General features: G+C 73.4%; 22 protein-coding genes. 14 read left to right on the forward strand and 8 right to left on the reverse strand.

The window, feature by feature from the left end:
• Window position 1: 1 nt before the first annotated feature.
• From SM573_RS14230 to ccsB, 4 genes are read left to right on the forward strand one after another with little or no spacing between them, the layout of a single operon-like run.
• Entirely contained in the window at window positions 2-568 is a 567-nt protein-coding gene (locus tag SM573_RS14230) for a TlpA family protein disulfide reductase (RefSeq protein WP_474612644.1), read from the forward strand.
• Complete coding sequence (locus tag SM573_RS14235; RefSeq protein ID WP_474612645.1) at window positions 568-1407, forward strand: cytochrome c biogenesis CcdA family protein; 840 nt, start codon at window positions 568-570, stop codon at window positions 1405-1407. Before SM573_RS14230 ends, SM573_RS14235 begins: the two co-directional genes overlap by 1 nt.
• Window positions 1407-3071 (forward strand): cytochrome c biogenesis protein ResB, encoded by a 1665-nt coding sequence (gene resB / locus SM573_RS14240; protein WP_474612646.1) that lies wholly within the window; start codon window positions 1407-1409, stop codon window positions 3069-3071. Before SM573_RS14235 ends, resB begins: the two co-directional genes overlap by 1 nt.
• On the forward strand, window positions 3071-4057 hold the full coding sequence (gene ccsB, locus SM573_RS14245) for a c-type cytochrome biogenesis protein CcsB (RefSeq protein WP_474616266.1): 987 nt from the start codon (window positions 3071-3073) through the stop codon (window positions 4055-4057). Before resB ends, ccsB begins: the two co-directional genes overlap by 1 nt.
• A 105-nt stretch (window positions 4058-4162) precedes the next feature.
• Here ccsB and SM573_RS14250 read toward each other — a convergent pair whose 3' ends face one another.
• On the reverse strand, window positions 4163-4639 hold the full coding sequence (locus tag SM573_RS14250; RefSeq protein ID WP_474616267.1) for a MarR family winged helix-turn-helix transcriptional regulator: 477 nt from the start codon (window positions 4637-4639) through the stop codon (window positions 4163-4165).
• A 98-nt stretch (window positions 4640-4737) separates the two neighbouring features.
• On the opposite strand from SM573_RS14250, the gene SM573_RS14255 reads away from it, so the two are divergent.
• Window positions 4738-5292 carry a carboxymuconolactone decarboxylase family protein gene (locus SM573_RS14255; RefSeq protein WP_474616268.1) on the forward strand — a complete coding sequence of 185 codons (555 nt, stop codon included), beginning with the start codon at window positions 4738-4740 and terminating at the stop codon, window positions 5290-5292.
• Between the two features lie 7 nt (window positions 5293-5299).
• Here SM573_RS14255 and SM573_RS14260 read toward each other — a convergent pair whose 3' ends face one another.
• Window positions 5300-6115 carry an alpha/beta fold hydrolase gene (locus tag SM573_RS14260; RefSeq protein ID WP_474616269.1) on the reverse strand — a complete coding sequence of 272 codons (816 nt, stop codon included), beginning with the start codon at window positions 6113-6115 and terminating at the stop codon, window positions 5300-5302.
• 254 nt (window positions 6116-6369) lie between these two features.
• On the opposite strand from SM573_RS14260, the gene SM573_RS14265 reads away from it, so the two are divergent.
• The 3 genes from SM573_RS14265 to SM573_RS14275 are packed head-to-tail and all read left to right on the forward strand — an operon-like array spanning window position 6370 to window position 9388.
• Window positions 6370-7830, forward strand: coding sequence for a menaquinone biosynthesis decarboxylase (locus SM573_RS14265; protein WP_474616270.1), 1461 nt, complete (start codon window positions 6370-6372; stop codon window positions 7828-7830).
• Window positions 7830-8741 carry a menaquinone biosynthesis prenyltransferase MqnP gene (gene mqnP, locus SM573_RS14270; protein WP_474612652.1) on the forward strand — a complete coding sequence of 304 codons (912 nt, stop codon included), beginning with the start codon at window positions 7830-7832 and terminating at the stop codon, window positions 8739-8741. The genes SM573_RS14265 and mqnP overlap by 1 nt, the downstream gene beginning before the upstream one ends.
• Window positions 8742-8758: 17 nt before the next feature.
• Window positions 8759-9388 carry a UbiX family flavin prenyltransferase gene (locus tag SM573_RS14275; protein ID WP_474612653.1) on the forward strand — a complete coding sequence of 210 codons (630 nt, stop codon included), beginning with the start codon at window positions 8759-8761 and terminating at the stop codon, window positions 9386-9388.
• A gap of 66 nt (window positions 9389-9454) precedes the next feature.
• Here the strand turns inward: SM573_RS14275 and SM573_RS14280 are convergent, their stop codons facing one another.
• Window positions 9455-9721: a BldC family transcriptional regulator gene (locus SM573_RS14280; RefSeq protein ID WP_474612654.1), complete on the reverse strand. Its 267-nt coding sequence runs from the start codon at window positions 9719-9721 to the stop codon at window positions 9455-9457.
• 269 nt (window positions 9722-9990) lie between these two features.
• Here SM573_RS14280 and SM573_RS14285 point away from each other — a divergent pair, with 269 nt between their 5' ends.
• The 3 genes from SM573_RS14285 to cds1 are packed head-to-tail and all read left to right on the forward strand — an operon-like array spanning window position 9991 to window position 12481.
• Window positions 9991-10449: an Lrp/AsnC family transcriptional regulator gene (locus tag SM573_RS14285; RefSeq protein WP_474612655.1), complete on the forward strand. Its 459-nt coding sequence runs from the start codon at window positions 9991-9993 to the stop codon at window positions 10447-10449.
• 55 nt (window positions 10450-10504) lie between these two features.
• Window positions 10505-11356, forward strand: coding sequence for an SDR family NAD(P)-dependent oxidoreductase (locus SM573_RS14290; RefSeq protein ID WP_474616271.1), 852 nt, complete (start codon window positions 10505-10507; stop codon window positions 11354-11356).
• A 33-nt stretch (window positions 11357-11389) separates the two neighbouring features.
• Window positions 11390-12481: an L-cysteine desulfhydrase Cds1 gene (gene cds1 / locus SM573_RS14295; RefSeq protein ID WP_474612657.1), complete on the forward strand. Its 1092-nt coding sequence runs from the start codon at window positions 11390-11392 to the stop codon at window positions 12479-12481.
• An 87-nt stretch (window positions 12482-12568) separates the two neighbouring features.
• Here cds1 and SM573_RS14300 read toward each other — a convergent pair whose 3' ends face one another.
• The 4 genes from SM573_RS14300 to SM573_RS14315 form a co-directional block, all read right to left on the reverse strand.
• Window positions 12569-13198: a putative glycolipid-binding domain-containing protein gene (locus tag SM573_RS14300; protein WP_474612658.1), complete on the reverse strand. Its 630-nt coding sequence runs from the start codon at window positions 13196-13198 to the stop codon at window positions 12569-12571.
• 104 nt (window positions 13199-13302) lie between these two features.
• A complete protein-coding gene (locus SM573_RS14305) occupies window positions 13303-14934 on the reverse strand; it encodes a DEAD/DEAH box helicase (protein WP_474612894.1) in 1632 nt (543 codons plus the stop codon).
• A gap of 426 nt (window positions 14935-15360) precedes the next feature.
• Window positions 15361-16971, reverse strand: a complete 1611-nt coding sequence (locus SM573_RS14310) for a hypothetical protein (protein WP_474612659.1) — start codon at window positions 16969-16971, stop codon at window positions 15361-15363.
• Between the two features lie 111 nt (window positions 16972-17082).
• Window positions 17083-18636, reverse strand: coding sequence for a C40 family peptidase (locus tag SM573_RS14315; protein WP_474612660.1), 1554 nt, complete (start codon window positions 18634-18636; stop codon window positions 17083-17085).
• A 233-nt stretch (window positions 18637-18869) separates the two neighbouring features.
• On the opposite strand from SM573_RS14315, the gene mqnE reads away from it, so the two are divergent.
• Genes mqnE through SM573_RS14330 form a run of 3 tightly spaced genes read left to right on the forward strand, consistent with a single transcriptional unit; the run spans window position 18870 to window position 20810 of the window.
• A complete protein-coding gene (mqnE, locus tag SM573_RS14320) occupies window positions 18870-20039 on the forward strand; it encodes an aminofutalosine synthase MqnE (RefSeq protein WP_474612661.1) in 1170 nt (389 codons plus the stop codon).
• Window positions 20040-20062: 23 nt separating this feature from the next.
• Window positions 20063-20485 (forward strand): hypothetical protein, encoded by a 423-nt coding sequence (locus SM573_RS14325; protein WP_474616272.1) that lies wholly within the window; start codon window positions 20063-20065, stop codon window positions 20483-20485.
• 43 nt (window positions 20486-20528) lie between these two features.
• On the forward strand, window positions 20529-20810 hold the full coding sequence (locus SM573_RS14330) for a DUF4229 domain-containing protein (RefSeq protein WP_474612663.1): 282 nt from the start codon (window positions 20529-20531) through the stop codon (window positions 20808-20810).
• Window positions 20811-20890: 80 nt separating this feature from the next.
• Here the strand turns inward: SM573_RS14330 and SM573_RS14335 are convergent, their stop codons facing one another.
• A complete protein-coding gene (locus tag SM573_RS14335) occupies window positions 20891-22252 on the reverse strand; it encodes a C39 family peptidase (protein ID WP_474612664.1) in 1362 nt (453 codons plus the stop codon).
• Window positions 22253-22450 lie beyond the last annotated feature (198 nt).

The following is a 22450-nucleotide window of genomic DNA, read 5'->3' on the forward strand; positions in this document are numbered from 1 at the left end:
GATGCGCGCCGGGAGGTGGACCGCCGGCCTGCTCGCCACCGTCGCCGCGGTGGCGCTGGCGGGTTGCACGTCGAAGAGCCAGGAGAAGACGTGCGCGACCACCCCGGAGGGCGTGATCGAGTGCGCTCCCGACCAGCGGTCCGCGCCGCCGAAGATCGCCGGTGAGCTGCTGACCGGCGGCAACTACGACGTCTCGCAGGCCCGCGGGCAGGTGGTCGTCCTCAACTTCTGGGGTTCGTGGTGCGCGCCCTGCCGGGCGGAGGCGGACGATCTGGAGGCCACGTACCAGGCGACAAAGGGCTCGGGCGTCACGTTCCTCGGCATCAACGTGCAGGACAGCAAGGACAAGGCGCTCGCGTTCGAGGAGGGCCGGGTCACCTACCCGAGCATCTTCGACCCGCCCAGCCGGCTGGCGCTCGCCCTGGACATCCCGCCGAACACGATCCCGTCGACGGTGGTGCTCGACCGGGAGGGCCGGATCGCCGTGGTGATCCGGGCCGCCGTACGGCAGGAGGGCCTGCAACCCATCGTCGAGCGGATCGCCGCCGAGCAGTCCGGTGCACGCTGATGGGCGAGACATTCCGGCAGGTCGCCCTCTCCGGCCCGCTGCTGCTGGCCATCGGCGCGGCGGCCCTCGCCGGCCTCGTGAGCTTCCTGTCCCCGTGCGTGCTCCCGCTGGTCCCCGGCTACCTCTCGTACGTCACCGGCCTGGCCGGCGCCGACCTGGAGGGCCGGGCGCGGCCGGAGCCGGCGGCCGCGACGGACGCGGCCGGCGGTGGGGTGGCGGTCGCGGTACGGCGGCGGGCCACGCGCACGGCGGCCGCCGCGGTCAAGGGCCGGGTGCTCGCCGGGACGCTGCTCTTCATCGCCGGTTTCACGGTGGTCTTCACCGCGACCGCGATCCTCTTCGCCAGCGTGGGGAAGGTCTTCTTCACGTACGAGCGGACGCTGGAGATCGTGATCGGCTCGCTGATCATCGTGCTGGGGTTGGCCTTCGTCGGCCTGGTGCCGGGCATGCAGCGCGAGTTCCGGATCCACCGGCTGCCGGCCGCCGGCCTGCTCGGGGCGCCGGTCTTCGGCGCGGTCTTCGCGCTGAGCTGGGTGCCCTGTGTCGGCCCCACGCTGGCCGCCGTGACCGGCATGGCCACGGTGAGCGGGCAGATCGACCGGGCGGTGGTGCTCGCCGTGGCGTACTGCCTCGGGCTGGGGGTACCGTTCGTCGTCTTCGGGCTGGGCTTCCAGCGCCTGCTCGGGGTCTTCCGCGCCATCCGCCGCAACAGCCGCTGGGTCACCCGCGTCGGCGGCGCCCTGCTGATCCTGATCGGCCTCGCGCTGGTCAGCGGCGGATGGACGAACGTCGTGATCTGGCTGCAGACCACCTTCGGGGTGGGTGAGGTGAGCATCTGATGACCGTCGTGGACGAGCGGCCCACCACCCCGGCCGAGGCGCCGCGCCGCCGCCCCAACCGGCTCGTGGCGCTGTTGCGCAACTCGTGGCGGCAGCTCACCAGCATGCGTACTGCGCTGGTCCTGCTCTTCCTGCTCGCGGTCGCGGCCATCCCGGGCTCGGTGCTGCCGCAGCGGAACATCAGCCCGGAGAAGGTCAACGAGTACTTCACCGAGCACCCCGACCTGGCGCCCCGGCTCGACCGGATCGGCGCCTTCGAGGTCTTCGGTTCGGTCTGGTTCTCCGCGATCTACCTGCTGCTCTTCACGTCGCTGATCGGCTGCATCACGCCCCGGCTGCGCGACCACGTCCGGGCGCTGCGGTCGACGCCGCCGGCCGCCCCGAAGCGGCTGGACCGGCTGCCCCAGCACGCCGTGCTGGCGCTTCCCGAGGGAGGCGTGTCGGCGATCGCCGAGGCGCTGCGCCGGCGCCGCTGGCGGGTCGCGGTGCGCGGCAACGAGGTCTCGGCCGAGAAGGGCTACCTCAAGGAGACCGGCAACCTGGTCTTCCACATCTCCATGGTCGTGGTGCTGGCCGGTGTGGCGCTCGGTCACTGGTACGGCTGGAGCGGCAACCGGCTGCTGGTCGCCGGCGAGGACAACGCCTTCTGCAACACCCGCCAGCAGTACGCGGAGGCGAAGCTGGGCCCGCGGGTGGACAGCGCCCACCTGCCGGGGTTCTGCCTGGTCCTGGACCGGTTCGAGGCCCGGTTCCTCGAGTCGGGGCAGCCGGACCACTTCAACGCCACGGTGACCGTCGAGGAGCCGGGCAGGGCTCCACGCAGCGCGGACTTCTCGGTGAACTCGCCGCTGCGGCTGGACGGCGCCAACGTCTACCTGCTCGGCCACGGGTACGCGCCGGTCATCCGCTACACCGACCGCTACGGCAAGAGCCAGGTCAGCGACGAGCCCTTCCTCACCACGGGCGACGCCGGCCTCACGGGCGAGGGACTGGCCGCGTTCCCGGACGCGAACGTCGACCCGAAGACCGGCCGGCGGGACTCGAACCTCCAGGTCGCCTTCACGGGGCTCTACCTGCCGACGGCGCCGGAAGCCCCGCCGTACGTGCGCTCGCAGTATCCGGCCGAGCGCAACCCGGCGCTCAATCTCGTCGCCTACCGGGGGAACCTGGGCCTCGACGCCGGCATCCCCGGATCGGTCTACGAGCTGGACGAGCGGCAGATCCGTACCGGCAAGGTGAAGCAAATCGGCGACAAGGTGCTCAGGCCGGGCGAGTCGTGGAAGCTGGACGACGGCACCACCGTCGAGTTCCTCGGCACCAAGCGGTACGTGACGCTCTCGGTGCGGCACGACCCCGGCTCGGGCCTGCTGCTGGTGAGCTGCGGGTTCCTGCTCGCCGGGCTGATGGGGTCGCTGTTCGGCCGCCGGCGGCGCGTCTTCTTCCGGGTGACGACGCCCGGAGATGCGGACCCCGCGAGCGGAAGTCCGACGAGCGGTAGTAGTTTGGTCGAGGCCGGTGGGTTGCCGCGCACCGACTATCCAGGGTTCGCCGACGAGTTCGCGCAACTCGTCGCCGCCGTGAGCGGTGACGGGCGGCCGGATGATCGGGTCGGCACGGATCGCGACGGCAGCGACCGGGCCGGGACGCGGGAAGGGACCGACTGATGTCCGCACTCTCCGACCAGCTGGTGACGTTCGCGATCCTCGCCTACCTGGTCGCGATGATCAGCCACGCCGTCGAGTACGCCCTCGGCAACGACCGGCGCCGGGTCGCCGCGGTGCGGCCGGCCCGCGAGCTGGTGGGCGCCGGTGTCGGTGGCCCGGGCGGCGTGGTCGAGCCGCCGACCGAGACGGCGCCGCCGTTGACGGTCGCGGACGAGCGCGCCGCCGGCCGGGCACGGTTGGCCGGCCGGATCGCCGTGGTGGTCACCGCGGTCGCCGCCCTACTGCACCTCGCCGCGCTGGTCACCCGCGGCCTCGCGGCCGACCGGATGCCGTGGGGCAACATGTACGAGTTCGTGCTCACGGTCACCTTCATCGGGGTGTCGGCGTGGCTCGTGGTGCTCGCCAAGCGGCCTTCGCTGCGCCGGCTCGGTCTCTTCCTCACCCTCGTGATGGTGCTGCTGGTGGCGACCGCGGAGCTGGTGCTCTACGTGCCGGTGGTGCCGCTCGTGCCGGCCCTGAACTCGTACTGGTTCATCATCCACGTCTCGACGATCGTGTTCAGCTCCGGCATCTTCCTGCTCGGCGTGGTGCCGGCGATCGCGTTCCTGATGCGGCGCGGCTACGAGGAGGGCAAGCGCAGCTTCCCGTACACGCTGGCGAAGCGGCTGCCCGCGGCCGCCGCGCTGGAGCGGCTGACCTTCGTGCTGCACGCCTTCGCGTTCCCGATCTTCACCTTCGCGGTGATCGCCGGGGCGATCTGGGCGGAGGCCGCCTGGGGCCGGCCGTGGGGCTGGGACCCGAAGGAGACCTGGGCGTTCATCTCCTGGGTGGTGTACGCCGGTTACCTGCACGCCCGGGCCACCCCGAGCGTGAAGCGGAACGTGGCGACCTGGATCGCCGTGCTCGGCTTCCTCACCATGCTCATGAACCTGTTCGGCGTGAACATCTTCTTCACGGGCCTGCACTCGTACGGCGGCCTCAGCTGACGCCCGGCGTCGGGTGGGCAGCTCGTCGACCCGCGGGGTGACCTGGTAGGCCACCTCGGGCACGTCGGCCAGGCCGATCCGCGCGGCGCGCGGCGCGAGTCGGGGTCAGGCGCCGAACCAGCCGGGCACGTCGAGGCGGAACAGGTCGGCGGGGGTCACCGCGCGGAGGTCGTCCTCGATGGCGGCGACCCGCTCCGCGCCGAGCGTGTCCACCCACCGACGGCGGAGCCGTTCGAAGATCACCGCTGAGCGGCGCAGCCCGTCGCGCCCCCGCCCGGTCATCCGGACGAGCTTTCGGCGCGCGTCGTGGGGGTCGTCGGCGCGCTCCAGGTAGCCCAGGGCGACCAGCCGGTCCACGGTCTTGCCGGCCGCCTGCTTGGAGACGCCCAGCCGCTGTCCCAGCTCGGTGGCGGTGGTGCCGTTCGGGCCGACGGCCTGGAGCACGAAGCCGTGCAGGGGCCGCAGCTCGGGATGCCCCTGCCGGGTCAGCTCGGCGTGCAGCTCGTCGATGAGCGTGCGGAAGCCGGCCAGCAGCAGCAGGGGCAGCAGGAAGCCGGGCCGCTCGGGATCAGCCGTTGCCATGTCCGACAACCACGTTTACTATTTCGTCAACCACGTTGACGATCGTACGTCACCGCCGGTCCCGCCCCATCACCTCGCCCACCCGGAGAGGACCCGCCGTGCCCGTCTTCACGCCCCACACCGCCGAGACCGCCCCCGCCGCCGCCCGCGCCGCCATCGAGGGGATACAGCGCGCGTTCGGCCACCTGCCCGCCGCCGTCGGCCTCATGGCCGAGTCCCCGGAGCTGCTCACCGGGTTCCTCGCGGTGAACGCCATCTTCGAGCGCTGCGCGCTCGACGCCGTCGAGCGGGAGGTGGTCGTGCTCACGGTGGCGACGCGCAACGAGTGCCACCTCTGCGTCGCCATGCACACCGCGGCCCTGAACCGGCACCGGGCGGACCCCGCGCTGATCGCCGCGCTGCGCGCCGGCACACCCCTGCCCGACGACCGGCTGGAGGCGCTGCGCCGCTTCACGCTCGCCGTGCTCGACCGGCGGGGCGCGGTGCCGGAGGAGGACCTGGCCGCCTTCCTCACCGCCGGCTTCCGGCCCCGGCACGCCCTCGACGTGGTGCTCGGCGTCGGGGCGTACACCATCTCCACCTTCGCCAACCGGCTCACCCGTGCCCCGCTCGACCCGCCCGTGGCCGCGTACGCCTGGGAGCCGGCGGCCTGACGGGCGGTCAGCTCTCGGCGGCGACCCGGTCGACCCACTCCCGCAGCAGCGCGTCGAACAGCACCGGCTGCTCGATCTGAAGGTTGTGGCCGGCGAGGTCCAGCACCGCGAACGTCGCCCGCGGGTAGTGCGGCAGCAGCGCGAACTGGTCGAGGTAGCCGGTGGAGTGATCCTGGCGGCCGGTGAGGATCAGCGTCGGTCGCGCGAACGGCTCCCCGCTCTCCGGGTCCGTCGCGAGCGTCCACCGCCGGCGGATCCGGGCCATCGCCGGGGCGTCCGCGACCTCGAGGCCGACGAGGATCTCGTCGCGGAAGCGGCGCAACGTCTCCGGGGTCTGCACGACGGCCATCTCCGCGAACTCCGCGGCCGTGCGTGGGTCGGTCGCCGCGAGCAGGGCCGGGTCCGGACGCAGCACCCGCGGCTGCGGCACCCGGCGCTCCGCGTTCTCCACGGCGGTGCCGATGGGGCAGATCAGCGCCAGGCCCCGCACCTGATCCGGACGGGAGCGGGCGAGGGCCCGGGCGAGGTAGCCACCATAGGACTCACCGACGAGCAGGAAGGGCTCGTCGCCGATCCGGTCCTCGACGAGGTCCTGCACGGCGTCGAGCACGTCGTCCGAGCTGGCGATCTCGGGCGGTGCCGGCGACGCGCCCATGCCGGGCAGGTCCGGGTACAGCCGCCGGTAGCCGGGGAGCCCGGCGAAGACCGGTTCCAGGCAGCCGAGCATCAGCCGGTGATCCGGCGTCCAACCGTGCAGGGCCAGCACGGGAACACCCGTGCCGTGCTCGACGGCGTTCATCCTCACGGACGTGCGGCGGGGCATCGCGACCTCCTCGGCCTGGGCGGACGGCCCACGGATACTGCCGCCCGCCACCGACAGATCCAGGCCACCGACCACCCCCTGTGGTCCACCTCACGCCCCGACCCGGGCCGGAGGTCGACGTCGATCAAGAGGTCGGCGGGAACCGGCATCCGATTCGTCCCGCAAACCCGTCGACCAACACGGTGGGGCGCGGCGGGGCGCGCACCCCCACCCGGACGGTCGGGCCCGGGTGGCGGTGGGGGAGACTGGCGGGTATGGCGGCTCGTGGCTTCCCGTACACCGACCTCAAGGACTTCCTCGCGGCGCTGGAGCGCGCGGGCGAGTTGCGGCGGGTGAGCGTTCCGGTCGATCCGACCCTGGAGATCAGCGAGATCGTCACCCGCACCGTCCGCGCGGGAGGCCCGGCGCTGCTCTTCGAACGGCCGACCCGGGGCGAGATGCCGGTCGCCATCAACCTCTTCGGCACGGAGAAGCGGATGGCCATGGCGCTCGGGGTCGAGTCGCTCGACGAGGTCGGCGCCCGGATCGGCGAGATGATCAGGCCGGAGCTGCCGGTCGGCTGGTCGGGCATCCGCGAGGGGCTCGGCAAGGTCATGCAGCTCAAGTCCCTGCCACCGCGCAGGGTGAAGACCGCGCCCTGCCAGCAGGTGGTCTACCGCGGCGACGACGTCGACCTGAACCGGCTGCCCGGCCTCCAGGTGTGGCCCGGCGACGGCGGGGTCTTCCACAACTTCGGGCTGACCCACACCAAGCACCCGGAGACCGGCAAGCGCAACCTCGGCCTCTACCGGCTCCAGCAGCACTCCCGCAACACCCTCGGCATGCACTGGCAGATCCACAAGGACTCCACCGCCCACCACGCGGTGGCCGAGCGGCTCGGCCAGCGGCTGCCGGTCGCGGTGGCGATCGGCTGCGACCCGGTGGTGTCGTACGCGGCCTCCGCGCCGCTGCCCAGCGACATCGACGAGTACCTGTTCGCGGGCTTCCTGCGCGGCGAGCGGGTCGAGATGGTGGACTGCCTCACCGTGCCGCTCCAGGTGCCGGCGCACGCCCAGGTGGTGCTGGAGGGCTACCTGGAGCCCGGCGAGCGGCTGCCCGAGGGCCCGTTCGGCGACCACACCGGCTTCTACACCCCGGTCGAACCGTTCCCGGTGCTGCACGTCGAGACCATGACCATGCAGCGCGACCCGGTCTACCACTCGATCATCACCTCGAAGCCCCCGCAGGAGGACCACGGCCTCGGCAAGGCCACCGAGCGGATCTTCCAGCCGCTGCTCAAGATGCTGATCCCGGACATCGTCGACTACGACCTGCCGGCCGCCGGCGTCTTCCACAACTGCGCGATCGTCTCGATCCGCAAGCGCTACCCGAAGCACGCGCAGAAGGTCATGAACGCGATCTGGGGTGCCCACCTCATGTCGCTCACCAAGCTCATCGTGATCGTCGACGAGGACTGCGACGTGCACGACTACAACGAGGTGGCCTTCCGCGCCTTCGGCAACGTCGACTACGCCCGGGACCTGCTGCTCACCGAGGGGCCGGTCGACCACCTCGACCACTCGTCGTACCAGCAGTTCTGGGGCGGCAAGGCGGGCATCGACGCGACCCGCAAGCTGCCCGAGGAGGGCTACACCCGGGGTTGGCCGGAGGAGATGCGGATGTCGCCCGAGGTGGTGTCGCTGGTCGACAAGCGCTGGAAGGAGTACGGGATCTGATGGCGGTTCTCGACGCGCCGGTGGAGCGCCCGGGGCGGGTGAAGTCCTTCTTGCGCCTGGTGACCATCGAGCACTCGGTCTTCGCGCTGCCCTTCGCGTACCTCTCGGCGTTCACCGCGATGCAGGTGAACGGTGGCCACGTGCGCTGGCTGGACCTGCTGCTCATCACGGTCGCGATGGTCGGTGCGCGGACGTTCGCCATGGCGGCCAACCGCATCCTGGACCGCCGGATCGACGCGCGGAACCCGCGTACGGCCGGCCGGGAGCTGGTCACCGGGGCGGTCAGCGTGCGGACGGCCTGGACCGGCGCGGTGGTCGCACTCGTGGTCTTCCTGGCCGCCGCCGCGCTGCTCAACCCGCTCTGCCTGGTGCTCGCCCCGCTCGCCGTGGTGCCGCTGGTCGTCTACCCGTACGGCAAGCGGTTCACCAACTGGCCGCACGCGATCCTCGCGATCGCCCAGGCGGTCGGGCCGGTCGGCGCGTGGCTGGGCGTGACCGGGACGCTCGACGGCTCCGGGCCGGCCTGGCTGCTCGGCGCGGCCGTCGGGCTCTGGATCGGCGGCTTCGACCTGATCTACGCCTGTCAGGACATCGAGATCGACCGGCGGATCGGGGTGCACAGCGTCCCGGCCCGGTACGGCCTGCGCTTCGCGCTGCACGCCTCGACCGTCGCGCACGTGGTCACGTTCGCGCTGTTCCTGTGGTTCGGCGCGCTCGTCGGCTTCGGGTGGCTCTGGTGGATCGGCCTGGCGCTGACCGCGATCGCCTTCGCGTACCAGCACCTGGTCGTCAGCCCCACCGACCTCAGCAAGGTCAACCGGGCGTTCTTCACCGCCAACGGGTTCGTCGGTATCGCCCTGTTCGTGTTCGCCCTGCTCGACCTCGTGGTCCGGCTCGGCCTGCGGGCCTGACCAGGCAGGCTGCCCAGATGCGCGAACCATGGGTGGTCGGTGTCTCCGGCGCGTCCGGCACCCCGTACGCGGCGGCCGTCGTACGCGGCCTGCTCGACGCCGGTGAGTCGGTGGACCTGATCGTCTCGCGGGCGGCCCGGCTCACGCTGCTCGACGAGACCGGCCGTCCGTTCCGCGACGGGCACTGGGCCGAGGACCTCGCCGGCTGGCTCGACCGGGACCTCGACGGTGCCGACGTGCGGCACTGGCCGGCCGGCGATCTGGCCGCCGGGCCGAGCAGCGGTTCGTACCGGGTGCGCGGGATGGCGGTCGTGCCGGCGAGCACCGCGGCGTGCGCGGGCATCGCGATCGGCCTCTCCAAGGACCTGCTGCAACGGGCCGCGGAGGTCAACCTCAAGGAGCGGCGGCCCGTGGTCGTGGTGCCCCGGGAGACGCCGGTGACGCGCAGCCACCTGGAGCACCTGATCGCGTTGCACGACGCCGGTGCGGTCGTGCTGCCCGCCAGCCCCGGCTTCTACGGCGCCGGTGCGTCGGCGTCCGCCCAACAGCTGGTCGACTTCGTCGCGGGAAAGGTGCTGGACGCGCTGGGCGTGCCGCACACGCTGTTCCGCCGCTGGTCGGGTCGACTGGGCGCGGCTCGGGACTGAGGGCCCCGGTCGAGGACGCGGACCGGACGCCGCCATCCGGCCCGTGTCGACCTCCGTATCCGTACTTCAGTACATCCCGGCGTTCGCCGGACCGGGGCCGGTCGAGGCGGCTGGCCCGGCGTTTCGCGCTTTGCCCGCATCATCGGTCTCGTCCAGCATGCCCTCCCCCTCAAGCAGGGCCCGCACCTCGGATTCCCGAAACCGGCGATGCCCGCCTGGAGTCCGGATGCTGCCGATCCGACCCGCCGCCGCCCATCTCGTCACAGTCTTCGGGTCTACCCGAAACAGCGCGGCGACTTCACCCGGTGTCAGCAGGCGATCTCCAGTGTCCACAGCCCCCTCCTCGCGTCGACGAAGCCCCCGGCTGAACACACTGCCCCCGGCCGGTGCGAGCCCAGAGCCGTCATGAGGGACGTATGGCAATTACAGCACCAGCGACCTGGCCTGTCCGCCAAACGCGAAAAACGCACTGAGTGGGAAGTTAGTCAATGGTACCGGCGTCGGGCTCCCTTGACGGCGTGTACGAGAACTGTGGTCTTCTCTCATATGCAACGGATGCCCGAGTCCCGGCGTTACGCCCACACGAGCTAGGGTCACCATCCGTGGACGCGATCGACCTCAGCCTCGTGGAGCTGCTGCGCAACAACGCCCGCCTCTCGTACGCCGAACTGGCACGTCAGGTGGGCCTCTCCGCACCGGCGGTGCACGAGCGGGTCGGCAAGCTCGAGGCCAGTGGGGTGCTGCGGGGCTACCGGGCCGAGGTGGCCCCGGAGGCGATCGGCCTCGGCGTCACCGCGCTGATCGGCATCGTCGAGGACTCCGGCGCCGACACCGACGACGTCCTCGCGGCGTTCCGGGCCATGCCCGAGATCGAGTCCTGCTACTTCATGGCCGGGGTCGAGTCGTTCCTGCTCAAGGCCCGGGTCGGCACCATCGCGGAGCTGGAGCAGCTCATCGTGCGGCTCAACCGGACCCCGGGGGTCGCCTCGACCCGCACGGGCATCGCGCTCTCCACGAAGTGGGAGAACCGGCCGCAGCCGGTCGGCCCGCCCGCCGCCTGACCGCCGGGTTCCGCACCCCTGGCGCCGGTCGAACCGGCGGCGGTACGGTGCGCCGGTGATCACGCCAGCGTCCGGCGCGGCCGTCGTGACCGGGGCCGCGGGCGGCCTGGGGCGGGCCGTCGCCGCGGCGCTGCACGCCGACGGCTGGTCCGTCCTCCTCACCGACCTCGACGCGGACGCGGTGGCCGCCGCCGCGACCGGCCTGGGCGGGTGGTCCCGACCCCTGGACGTCCGCGACGAGGCCGCCTGCGCGGACGCGGCCGCCGAGGCGGCGCGGCGTCGCGGCGGTCTCGGGCTCTGGGTGAACAACGCCGGGATCCTGGTGACCGGCCCCGCCTGGGAGCAGGACGCGGCGACCCGACGTCGGGTGCTCGACGTCAACGCGCACGGCGCGATGAACGGCACGCTCGCCGCCCTGGCCGTGATGCGGTACCGGGGGCGTGGGCACGTGCTCAACGTCGTCTCGCTCGCCGGGCTGGTGGCGCCACCCGGCGAGACGGTCTACGCGGCCAGCAAGCACGCCCTGCTCGCGTTCAGCCTCGGCACGCTGGCCGACCTCCGGATGGCCGGCCACCGTGACCTGCACGTCTCGTGCCTCTGTCCGGACGGCATCTGGACCCCCATGCTGCACGACCGGCTCGACGACCCGGGCGCCCTGGCGTCGTTCACGGGGGCACTGCTCACCCCGGAGCGGGTCGCCGCCCGCGCCGTCCGGCTGGCCCGGCGACCGCGCCCGGTGGTGACGCTGCCCCGGTGGCGCGGCGCGCAGGTCCGGCTCCTGGACGCGGCGCCCCGGCTCGCCCTCGGGCTGACCCCGGTGGTCCGGGCGGTCGGCCGGGCCGGGCAGCGCCGGCAGCGTCGCCGGGACGAGCGTGGATCCGGCGCCTCCGGTGGGCCGAAGGGATAGATCCACCTCACCGGCCCCTGATACGTTGCCGACGTGCCCCAGCTGGACCGGTGTGACGAGGTCGGCCGCGCGTGGGTGACCGAGGCGATCGCGGCCGTCGAGGCGGACGCCAACCGCTCGGCCGACACCCACCTGCTGCCCTTCCCGCTGCCCCGGGAGTGGGGCATCGACCTCTATCTCAAGGACGAGTCGGTGCACCCGACCGGGTCGCTCAAGCACCGGCTGGCGCGTTCGCTCTTCCTCTACGGGCTCTGCAACGGCTGGATCGGGCCGCGGACCACCATCGTGGAGGCGTCCTCGGGCTCGACCGCGGTCTCCGAGGCGTACTTCGCGCGGATGCTGGGCCTGCCGTTCATCGCGGTGATGCCGGCCTCGACCTCGCCGGAGAAGATCGCCAAGATCGAGTTCCAGGGCGGGCGCTGCCATCTCGTCGACGACCCGGCCCGCGCGTGTCTGGAGGCCCGGTGGCTCGCCGACGACACCGGCGGGCACTTCATGGACCAGTTCACGTACGCCGAGCGGGCCACCGACTGGCGGGGCAACAACAACATCGCCGAGTCGATCTACGCCCAGCTCTCCCACGAACGCCACGCCGTGCCCGAGTGGATCGTCGTGGGGGCCGGCACCGGCGGCACCGGCGCGACCATCGGCCGCTACACCCGCTACCGCCGGCTGCCCACGAGGCTCTGCGTCGTCGACCCGGAGAACTCGGCGTTCTACCCCGCGTACCGCGCCGCCGACTGGTCGGTCCGCACCGGCCTGGGCTCCCGGATCGAGGGGATCGGCCGGCCGGTCGTGGAGCCGTCGTTCCTGCCGTCGGTGGTGGACCGGATGGTGCAGGTGCCGGACGCCGCCTCGCTGGCCGCGATGCGGGCCGGCTCGGCGGTGCTCGGTCGCCGGGTGGGCGGGTCGACCGGCACCAACCTGTGGGGCGCGTTCGGGCTGATCGCCGAGATGCGCGCCGCCGGCCGGACCGGCTCGGTGGCCACCCTCATCTGCGACGCCGGCGACCGCTACGCCGACACGTACTACTCCGACGACTGGGTGGCGGCGCAGGGCCTCGACCTGGCCCCGCACCTCGCCGTCATCGAGCGCTTCCTCGCCGGCGGCTGCTGGCCGGCCTGAGGTCGGACCGGGCGGTCCCGGAGGGAGCCCCGACGGGTCGTCGGACGGGCCCGGCACGACGCCATCCGCGAGCGCTCCTCGGCCCGGTCAGCGTGGGCCGACCCGCTGGCCGACTCCCGGGTAGTGCAGCACGTAACCCTCCGCGTCCAGGTCGATGTCGGCGGTGAACGAGTCGCTCGCGAACCGTACGCGCCCCGGCCCGAGCGACGTGTAGTCCTGCTGGGCGGGGACCACCACGAGGCTCGGCACCAGCACCCAGGCGACGGTGATCCGGTGCCCGCTGTCGGCCGGCGCGTTCGCCAGCCCGAGCCGGTGCACCGGCAGCGCGTTGAACAGCGGTGAGCCGCCGAGGTCGACGTCGAGCGCGTCGGCCAGCCGGTCCGGGTCGTCGGTGCCGGGCAGCCCCGCCGGGGCGTACCCCGCCGCCGTCAGGGCCCCGTCGAGGTCACCCTGCTCGGCGGTGGTCACCCGCCACCGGTCGGCCGCGCGTTCCAGGCGTACGCTGCGCAGCCAGCCCGCGCCCTCCACCTCGACGTCGAGCCGGGTGGTCGTCCAGTCCGGCCCGGTGGCGAGCTGGTAGCGAGCGGTCCACGGGATCGGGTCGACGGCGAGCATCGTCCCCCGGGCCGCCAGGCCCTGACCGTCGTCGAGCAGGGCGTGCTCGGCGCCCGCGGTGTCCGTCCGGGTCCAGAAGAGCGACTTCGGCATGCTCGGCATGAGCCGGACGTTACGCGACCGGACCGTCGCCGGCAGCACATGCGCTGGACGCCGCCGCGGAGCGAGGGCTCGGCGGCGGCGTCCGGGCGTGCGGACGCGGTGCGTCAGTGGGTGCGGGTCGGCGTGCGACCGCCGAAGCCGCGGCGCTCGTCGCCGCCCCGGCCCTCGGAACGGAAGCCGCCCCGCCGGTCGCCGCGGCCGTCACCGGCCCGGCCGGTGTACCGCCGCTCGTCCCCCGGGCGGTCGGCGTGCCGGCGCTCGTCGCGGTCGCCGAAGCGGCGCTCGCCCTGCGGACGGTCACCGAACCGCCGGCCGGCGTACGGGCGGTCGGCCGCCGGGCGGTCGCCGAAGCGGCGCTCGTCGCGGTCGCCGAAGCGGCGGTCGCCACGGGGGCCGTCGGCGCCGCGCTGCCCCGGACGGTCGTCCCGGCCGCCGAACGAGCGCTCCTCGCGCGGGCGGTCACGCCGGTCGCCGTACCGCCGGTCGGCCCGCTCACCGAAGCGGCGCGGGCCGCCCGGCCGGTCACCGTGCCGGCGCGGCTGCTCCGGCTCGTCCCGGACCGGGACGCCGCTCGGCTCCCGGGCGCCGGTCAGCTCCGCGAGCGCCGGGTCACCGGCGCGCACGCGGGTCTCGGCCGGCTCGACGCCGGCCTTCTCCAGCATGGCGAGCGTGGTGCGGCGCTGCTTCGGCAGGACCAGGGTGGCCACCGCCCCGGACTCACCGGCGCGCGCCGTCCGGCCGGCCCGGTGCAGGTAGTCCTTCGGGTCCTTCGGCGGGTCGACGTGCAGGACGAGGGAGACCCCGTCCACGTGGATGCCGCGGGCGGCCACGTCGGTGGCGACCAGCACGTTCATCCGGCCCTCACGGAACTCGGCGAGGGTGCGGGTGCGCATCCGCTGCGTCTTGCCACCGTGCAGACCGCCGGCCCGTACGCCCACCGCGGCGAGCTGACTGACCAGACGGTCGACGCCGAGCTGGGTCCGGGCGAAGACCATGGTCCGGCCCTCGCGAGCCGCGATCGACGCCGCCACCGGGAACTTGTCGTGCGGCGGGATGAGCAGCACGTGGTGGTCCATGGTGGAGACCGCCGCGGTGGGCGGCGCGGTGGAGTGCGTGACGGGATCGGTCATGAAGCGCTTGACGAGCGTGTCGACGTCACCGTCCAGAGTGGCCGAGAAGAGCAGCCGCTGAGCGTTCGCGGGGGTCTTGGCGAGCAGCTCGGTGACCTCGGGGAGGAAGCCCATGTCGGCCATCTGGTCGGCCTCGTCGAGCACGGTGATCTCGACGTCGTCGAGGTGACAGACGCCCCGCTCGATCAGGTCGCCGAGCCGTCCCGGGGTGGCCACGACGATCTCCACACCACGGCGCAGCGCGTCGATCTGCCGGTCGTACGGCACCCCGCCGACGGCGGTCTTGAGGAACACGCCGACCGCCTTGCCGAGCGGCAGCAGCGCGTCGTTGACCTGCATGGCCAACTCGCGGGTCGGGACGAGGACCAGGGCACGCGGGTGCAGCGGCCGGGCCCGCTCGCCGGCGGCGACGCGGGCGAGCAGCGGCAGGCCGAAGGCGAGGGTCTTGCCGGACCCGGTCTGCCCACGGCCGAGCACGTCCCGGCCGGCGAGCGCGTCGGGAACCGTGGCGCGCTGGATCTCGAAGGGGCTGGTGATGCCCTGTCGGGCGAGCGCGCGCACCAGCGGCTGGGGCAGGCCGAGCGCCGCGAAGTCCGGGTCGCCGATGGTGGCGGCACCCGCCGGGTCGGTGCGGTCCGCGTCGGCCCCGGTGGGGGCGCTGTCGGCGGGACTCGCGTCGAAAGCGGACGGGAACGTGCTGGGGTCAGCAAAGGTGGTCAAGAAGTGCCTTTCGAGCGGGGCGCATCTTCGCGATGGCCCGCCGCAGCTCGACGCCGCGCGAATCGCCCGCAAGACCGCCCATGGGCGCGCAGGACGCGCGCCGGGTGAATGATCACGTCAAGTGTACGGCGACCACGCCGAGTCGCCACCCGGCCGGGAAACCGTAGTGGGCGGGCTCACCTGTCTCCGCTCGCCCGGCCGTGCCTGTGAGCAACCTCCGACCACCCCGTGGGCGGGCGCCACCGGAGCATCCACCGATCGGAGGGCTACGTCGATCATGCCGCCGCCGCCTTGATCACCCGGCTCGATGAATCAGCTGCTGAGCACGTTGCCGACGAGACCACTGACCGCGTCGTCGGCGAGCAGCACGAGCAGCACGCTGATCACCACGAGCAGACCGAGGGCGGCGGCGAGGACGATCACCACCCGGGTCGTACGGGACTGCTCGGCCGGCGTGTCCGCCCAGCCCTGGGCCAGGATGTGCCCGGTCAGCGAACCGGAATTCTCGACCGCGTTGGTCGGTAGCGCCACCGTGGTGAAGCCCGCGCCCTCGCTGCCGTCGCCGCCGTAGACCGTCCCGAGCAGGTCCCGGCCACCGTCGCGCGGGGCGCCGGGGGTGGTGGCCCCGGCGCCGCCCACCGGAACGCCGCCGGCGGCCGTACGGGCCAGCGGAGCAACCGGCGCGCTGGCCGGGGCGGACGTCGCCGCCCAGGAGGTCGCCGGGGGCGGTGGGAACGGTGGCGCCGGCATGGGGCCGGGCGGTGGCGGTGGCGGAGGCACCGGTGGGCCGGGGGGAGGCGCCGGCGGTCCCGGTACCGGCGGCACGGGCCCGGGCGGCGGCGTGGGACGCGGCCCGGGCGGCGGCGTGGGGCGTGGCCCGGGCGGCGGCGTGGGGCGTGGCCCGGGCGGCTGTGGAGCGGGCGCCGGCGGGGTGGGCTCCGGCAGCGGCGGCGCGGGTGACGGCGGGGTCGGCCCGGGCACCGGCGGCGTGGGCGCGGGCGCGGGCTCCGGTTCCGGAGTCGGGGGCTTGGGCGGCTGCGCCGGCTCCGGCGGCTGTGCCGGCTCGGGTGGCTCCGGGTTCACCGGACCCGACCGGTAGACCCTCGCCGCGCCCGAGGAGGGCGCACCCGGCACCGGTGCCTCGCCGGCCGTGGTCCGGCCCGTCGACGGCACGGCGGCGCTGGCGCGCAGGGGCGGGACGCCCTGCTCCGTGCCGGTGCGGCTCGCGGTGGGCGCGCTGGCGCTGGCCCGGGTCGACGCCGCGCCGACCGTGGTGCGGGCCGACGAAGGCACCGTGGCGCTGGCCCGGGCGGCCGGGGCCGGCTCGTCCCCGGCGAGCGGATTCGTGCCCGGGACGCTGGCGCTGGCCCGTGCCGGCACGGCGGAGCCGTCCCGCTGGCCCGGCAGCTCCGCAGCGGCGCCGGGCGGGCTCTCGGAGTCGGCCGCCCGGTAGGTGGTGCCGGCGCTCGCCCCACCCCGCGTCCCTCCCGTGCCGGGCACGCTCGCCCGGGCACGCACCGGGACCGCCGACGACCGGGCTCCGGCCGGGCTGGACGGGTGCACCTCGCGGTCGGCGGCCCCGACCGTCGGGGCCGTCGCGGGGGCCGCGCCCGGCCGGTCGCCGTTCGACGGCGTGTCGGGCGTGTCGCCGGCGGTGGGCCCGTCCTCCGGGGAGTCGCCACCGGTGGTGGCCGTCGCGGTCTCGGGGGTCGGCACCGTGGTGCCCCGCTCCTCGCGGCTGTCGCCCGTGGTGGCCCCGGGCGTCGGCGCGGCGAGCCGGTCGTCCGGCCTGCTGTCACCGCCGGTGGTGGCGTTCGCCACGGCGGTCGCGCCGTCGACGGGCGCTGCCGCCTCGGCGGTCGATGCCGTGGCCGCGCCGTCGACGGGCGCCGCCGCCTCCGCCGGATCCTTCTGGTCGGCCATCTCCGCCCTCCGCCCGACACTCGCACCCGCGCCCGGCCGGGGCCGGGCGTGCCTGGGTGTCACGGTGCCACATTTACCCCCGACGGCACACCCGGAGTCGGAGCTTGTGGCTCAGCTGTCGCTGCTCGGGCTCACCGAGCCGCTCGCCGACGGCGTATTGCTCGGCTGCGAGCTGCCGGTGGCGGACGGGCTGGTGGAGGCGGGGGAGCTCGACGGCGGCTTGCTGGTCGGCGTCGAGGACGGCGTGCCGGTCGGGCTCGGCGTGGTGCTGCCGCTCGGCGTCGGGGTCGGGGTCTTCGTCGGCGTCTTCGTCGGCGTCGGGGTGGCCGAACCGGTGGGGCTGGGCGTGGCCGAGCCCGTCGGGCTCGGCGTCGGCGAGCCGGTGGGCTTCGGGGTGGGCGAGGTGGTCGGCTTCGGGGTGGTGCTCGGGCTCGGGGTCGTGGTGGGCGACGGCACCGCGCCGATCACCCGGGTCGCCGCGTACAGGCGGGACCACGTCACGGTCGAGATCTTGACGACGTCGCCGGTGGTCGGGGCGTGCACCATCTTGCCGTTGCCGATGTACATGCCCACGTGGTGGATCGTCGTCCAGCTGCTGCCCGAGGCGAAGAACAGCAGGTCGCCGGGGAGCAGCGCGGTGCGCTCGACGGTGCGGCCACGGGTCGCGTAGTACTGGTCGCGGGACACCCGCGGCAGGTTGAAGTAGTCCGCTCCCTTGGAGCGGTAGGCCGCCCACATGAGACCGGAGCAGTCGAACCGGTTCGGACCCTCCGCCGCCCAGAGGTACGGGTCACCGAGCTGGGCGAGCGCGTAGCGTACGGCGGCCATGGCCCGCGGGTGGGCGGTCAGGCCGTTGGCGCTCTGCCCCTGCACGTAACCGGCGCCGAGCTGCTGTTCCGCGGCCTCCTGCTGGCGCTCGATCTGGACGAGCTGCGCGGCGTTGTCCTCCCGCAGCTTGAGGAGCTTCGCCTCCTCGGCGCGCAGCGCCTGCTCGCCCGTCGTGAACTCGGTCTGGAGGGAACGCAGCTCGCCGTCGGCCGTCGTGTACGCCTGGTAGGCCGCCTGCTCGGCGGCGCGGGCGCGGGCCAGCTCGCCGGTGGCGGCGGTGGTGGAGCCCTCGACCTTCTCGCCCCGGGTGATCCGCTGGAGGCGGCTGAGCCCTTCGAGATCCTCCGCGAAGTCGCCGGGTGGCAGCGCCGCGGCGGCCTTGAACGCGTCGGCGGCCGCGCGGTCGGCCCGCTCCTGGGCCCGGACCAGCGCGTCACGGGCGAGCCTCAGCTCCCGGTCGGCCTCGGCGAGCCGCGCCTCCGCCTCGGTGCGTCTCTGCCGCAGTTGCAGCAGTGTCTCGCCGAGCGTGCCGACCTGGGTCTGGGCGGCGTAGATCTGGCTGGCCAATGGCCCGTTGCCGAGGTTGCCGACGGGCGCGCCCGGGCTCGGCGTGCCGGTGACGGGCGCGCCGCCGGGCAGTTGCAGCGTGCCGGTGACGGCGGGGCGTGCGCCCGTGTCCGGCACGGTGGTGGGTGGCGCGGGGTCGGCGTAGACCGGGGTGGCGAGCACCGCGGCGGCGATGGCGCCGAGGAGGGCCGACCAGAGCCGGGGGCGCAGCACCGGCGAGACCACCGGGCTCCGCCGTCGCCGCCGTCGCCCGTTCCCGCTGTTCACCATGCCGCTCCCCGTCCCACGTGCAGCCGCCGACCGGGGTGGGGACGGCGGTGGGGACGCTACCAGCGTGTCGTCCCCCCACCTGTCTTACCTCAGGCGGCGCAGCGTTGTCGATGCGTGGTCGGGTTACGGAAGCCTGAGAATGTGGTGAACCAGGTCGGTCCGCGACCGTGCCGGCGGCCCGCCGGCCCGCCCGACGTACGCTCGACCGGGACCGCGGGTGGAAGGGACGTGCCATGGACGCCGGACTCAAGCGTGAGCTCGAGGCGAAGGTCTACGCCGGGGAGCGGTTGACCCGGGAGGACGGGATCGCGCTCTACGAGAGCGACGATCTGGCCTGGCTGGGCCGGCTCGCCCACCACCGGCGCACCGAGCTCAACGGCGACCGGGTGATGTTCAACGTCAACCGGCACCTGAACCTGACCAACGTCTGCTCCGCGTCGTGCGCGTACTGCTCCTTCCAGCGCAAGCCGGGTGAGAAGGACGCCTACACGATGCGCATCGACGAGGCGGTGCGCAAGGCGAAGGAGATGGAGGACGAGCAGCTCACCGAACTGCACATCGTGAACGGGCTGCACCCCACCCTGCCGTGGCGCTACTACCCGAAGGTGCTGCGTGAGCTGAAGGCGGCGCTGCCGAACGTGAAGCTCAAGTGCTTCACCGCGACCGAGGTGCAGTGGTTCGAGAAGATCAGCGGCCTGAGCGCCGACGAGATCCTCGACGAGCTGATGGACGCCGGCCTGGAGTCGCTGACCGGCGGCGGCGCGGAGATCTTCGACTGGGAGGTCCGCCAGCACATCGTCGACCACGAGTGCCACTGGGAGGACTGGTCCCGGATCCACGCCCTGGCGCACCGCAAGGGCATGAAGACGCCCGCCACCATGCTGTACGGCCACATCGAGGAGCCCCGGCACCGGGTCGACCACGTGCTGCGGCTGCGCGAGTTGCAGGACGAGACCGGCGGCTTCGCGGTCTTCATCCCGCTGCGCTACCAGCACGACTTCGTCGACTCCGCGGACGGCAAGATCCGTAACCGGATCCAGGCACGCACCACGATGGCCTCGCCGGCCGAGTCGCTGAAGACCTTCGCGGTCTCCCGGCTGATGCTCGACAACGTGCCCCACCTGAAGTGCTTCTGGGTGATGCACGGCCTCTCGGTCGCCCAGCTCTCCCTGAACTTCGGGGTGGACGACCTCGACGGCTCGGTCGTCGAGTACAAGATCACGCACGACGCCGACTCGTACGGCACGCCGAGCACCATGCACCGGGAGGACCTGCTCGACCTGATCTGGGACGCCGGTTTCCGGCCCGTCGAGCGGGACACGCGCTACCAGGTGGTCCGCGAGTACGACCACGCCCCGTCGCTGGCCGAGCGGCGCGCCGAGCCGCAGCGGGTCTGGGCCTGACCGGCACGTACCCTCGTAGAGCGATGACAGAGCAGCAGAGCGGCTTTCCCCGGCGTGACGCCGAGGGGCGGGTGCGTTTCCTCGGCGACCTGCTCGGGGTGAGCCTCGCCGGCTGGCTGATCGGCGTGCTCGCCCTGGTGCTGTTCGACTGGGCGTTCGCCTCGTTCGGCGCGGGTGACTTCGGGCGGGCGAACGGGTGGTTGGCGATCATCCTCCCGGCCTGGCTCTTCTGGGAGGACTTCCGCGCCTGGGAGTTCGGCGCCGCCCGGGTGATCGCGGGGGTGTTCGGCGCCGCGGTCGCGGTGGTCGCCGGGCTGCTGGTCGCCGGCCTGGCCGCCGGGCTGCCGGGGCTGCTGTCGGGAGCGCTGGCGGCGGTCACCTTCACCGTCGTGTACGCGGTGGTGTGGTTCGCCGGCGTCCGCTGGCTGGCCCGGCGGACGGGCTGACGTGCCGCCGGACGGACCGGCGGCGGAGAACGGAGTGGTGCGGGTGAGCGCGGCGGTCAAGTACACGCTGGGGCGGATCGGGCTGTTCGTCCTCGTGCTGGCGGCCCTCTGGCTGGTCGACATCAACGTCTTCCTGAAGCTGATGCTGGCGCTGGTCTTCTCCGCCGCGCTCTCGTTCTTCCTGCTCAAGGGCTGGCGGGACGAGATGGCCGAGGAGATGGCGAGCGCCGCGGAGCGCCGCCGGACCGAGAAGGAGCGCCTGCGCTCGGCCCTGGCCGGCGAGGACGAGACCACAGCCGCGCCCCCCACCGACGAGTCCCGGTGATCAAGAGGTTCGCGTCACCGGACGGGCTCCGGGTGACGCGAACCTCTTGACCAGCCGGCTTCAGCCGGGGAGGCCGGGGGCTACCAGTTGGTGGAGCCCTTCACGTGGGGCCAGGGCTTGTGGACGGGCTTGATCAGGTACGCGATGCCGCCCGAGCCGCCGGAGACGCCGCCGCTCGCGTTGATCCGCTTGGTCCGCAGCCAGATCTGCTCGAACTGCTCCCGCTGGTAGACGTTGCGCACCACGTCGTTGCTGGACGACGCCGGGTCGTTGACGATCACGTCACCCTCGGCGGTGAAGCCGACGATCACGAAGAGGTGGCCGGAGGTGCCGTAGTTCGCGCCGTCCAGCTCGCTGGCGAGGAAGGACTGGCTGGTGATGACGGGGATGCCGGCGGCGATGAACCGCTCCACCTCGTCCAGCGAGTGCAGCCGGGTCACCCGCCCCTCGAGGCCGGGGAAGCTGGCGGCGTACGCGGTGTTGAACGGCCAGTTGCCCGCGCCGTCGTACTCGTAGTCGTAGGTCATCCGCGCCGCGTGGTTGACCGTCGGGTCGGGGTAGGTCGGGTCCACCCAGGCGGTGTCGGCGGCGGACGGCTTCCGTCCCCAGTACTCGATCACCATCTCGGTGGAGGTGGGAGAGCACCACGCCTCGCCGCCGCCGTCGTACTCGGGGTAGTGCCCGGCGTGCACGTTCTGGGAGTAGCGCGGCACCGGAAGCTCGACGCCCCAGGCGATGTGCCCGGCGCTCGGCGTGACGGTGAACCGGTCGGGCACGTTCGAGCTCATGGCGCCGACCATGTGCACGACCGGCGCGGCCTGCTGCCCGGGGGCCCGGTAGAGGGTCACCCGCAGCTGGTACGACCGCAGCAGCACTCCGGCCGCCGCGTCGTCGATGCTGAACGTGTCGGTCCAGATCGTCGACCACGGGTCGCCCTGGCGGTTGACGGTGGACCGCTTGACGTCCGCGTCGCCGGAGGCCCAGCGCCCCATCACGTACCACGGGGTCTTGTCACCGGTGTTGTAGGCGCCCTGGAGCTCCACCTGGATCCAGGTGCCGGCGGGCGTCTTCGCGTTCCAGGAGGCGACCAGCTCGGTGGCGTCGAAGCCGACCGCGGTGACCGGCGAGGTCCAGGTGGCGTACTCCCAGGTGCGGGTGGTGCCGGTGTGCGGGTCGGTGAAGGCCGTGGTGCCGGCCGGCCGGGCCAGGGTCAGCCCGGGGCGGGCGCCGGGCACGGCCCGGGTGCCGGTGTGGGTGCCTCGCCGCCAGTCCGGGTAGCGGGACCACTCCTGGAACGTGATCTGCTCGTCGTGGCTGACCGGCCCGGCGGTGGTCTGGTTTACCGCGACGGGGGCCGCCGCGTACGCGGGTACGGCGGTGCCGAGGAGGGTGAGCGCGGTGACGCCGGCGAGGGCGGCCACGCTCAGGCGTGATCTGGCCATGGGTGCTCCGCGGGTCTGGAGTAGGGCATCGTCGCCGGTCAGTGTCGCGCTTGCAGGGAAGTTTCGCCATATCTAGATGGATGGAAAATCATTGCCGGGATGATGATCCGCCTGGCATGGAAGAGGAAGTGATTCATATTGATATGACCATGCGACGGGTGATGGAGTGTGCTCCACCGAGCGGGATCTCCCGCCATC

Source organism: Micromonospora xinjiangensis (genome assembly GCF_056150165.1).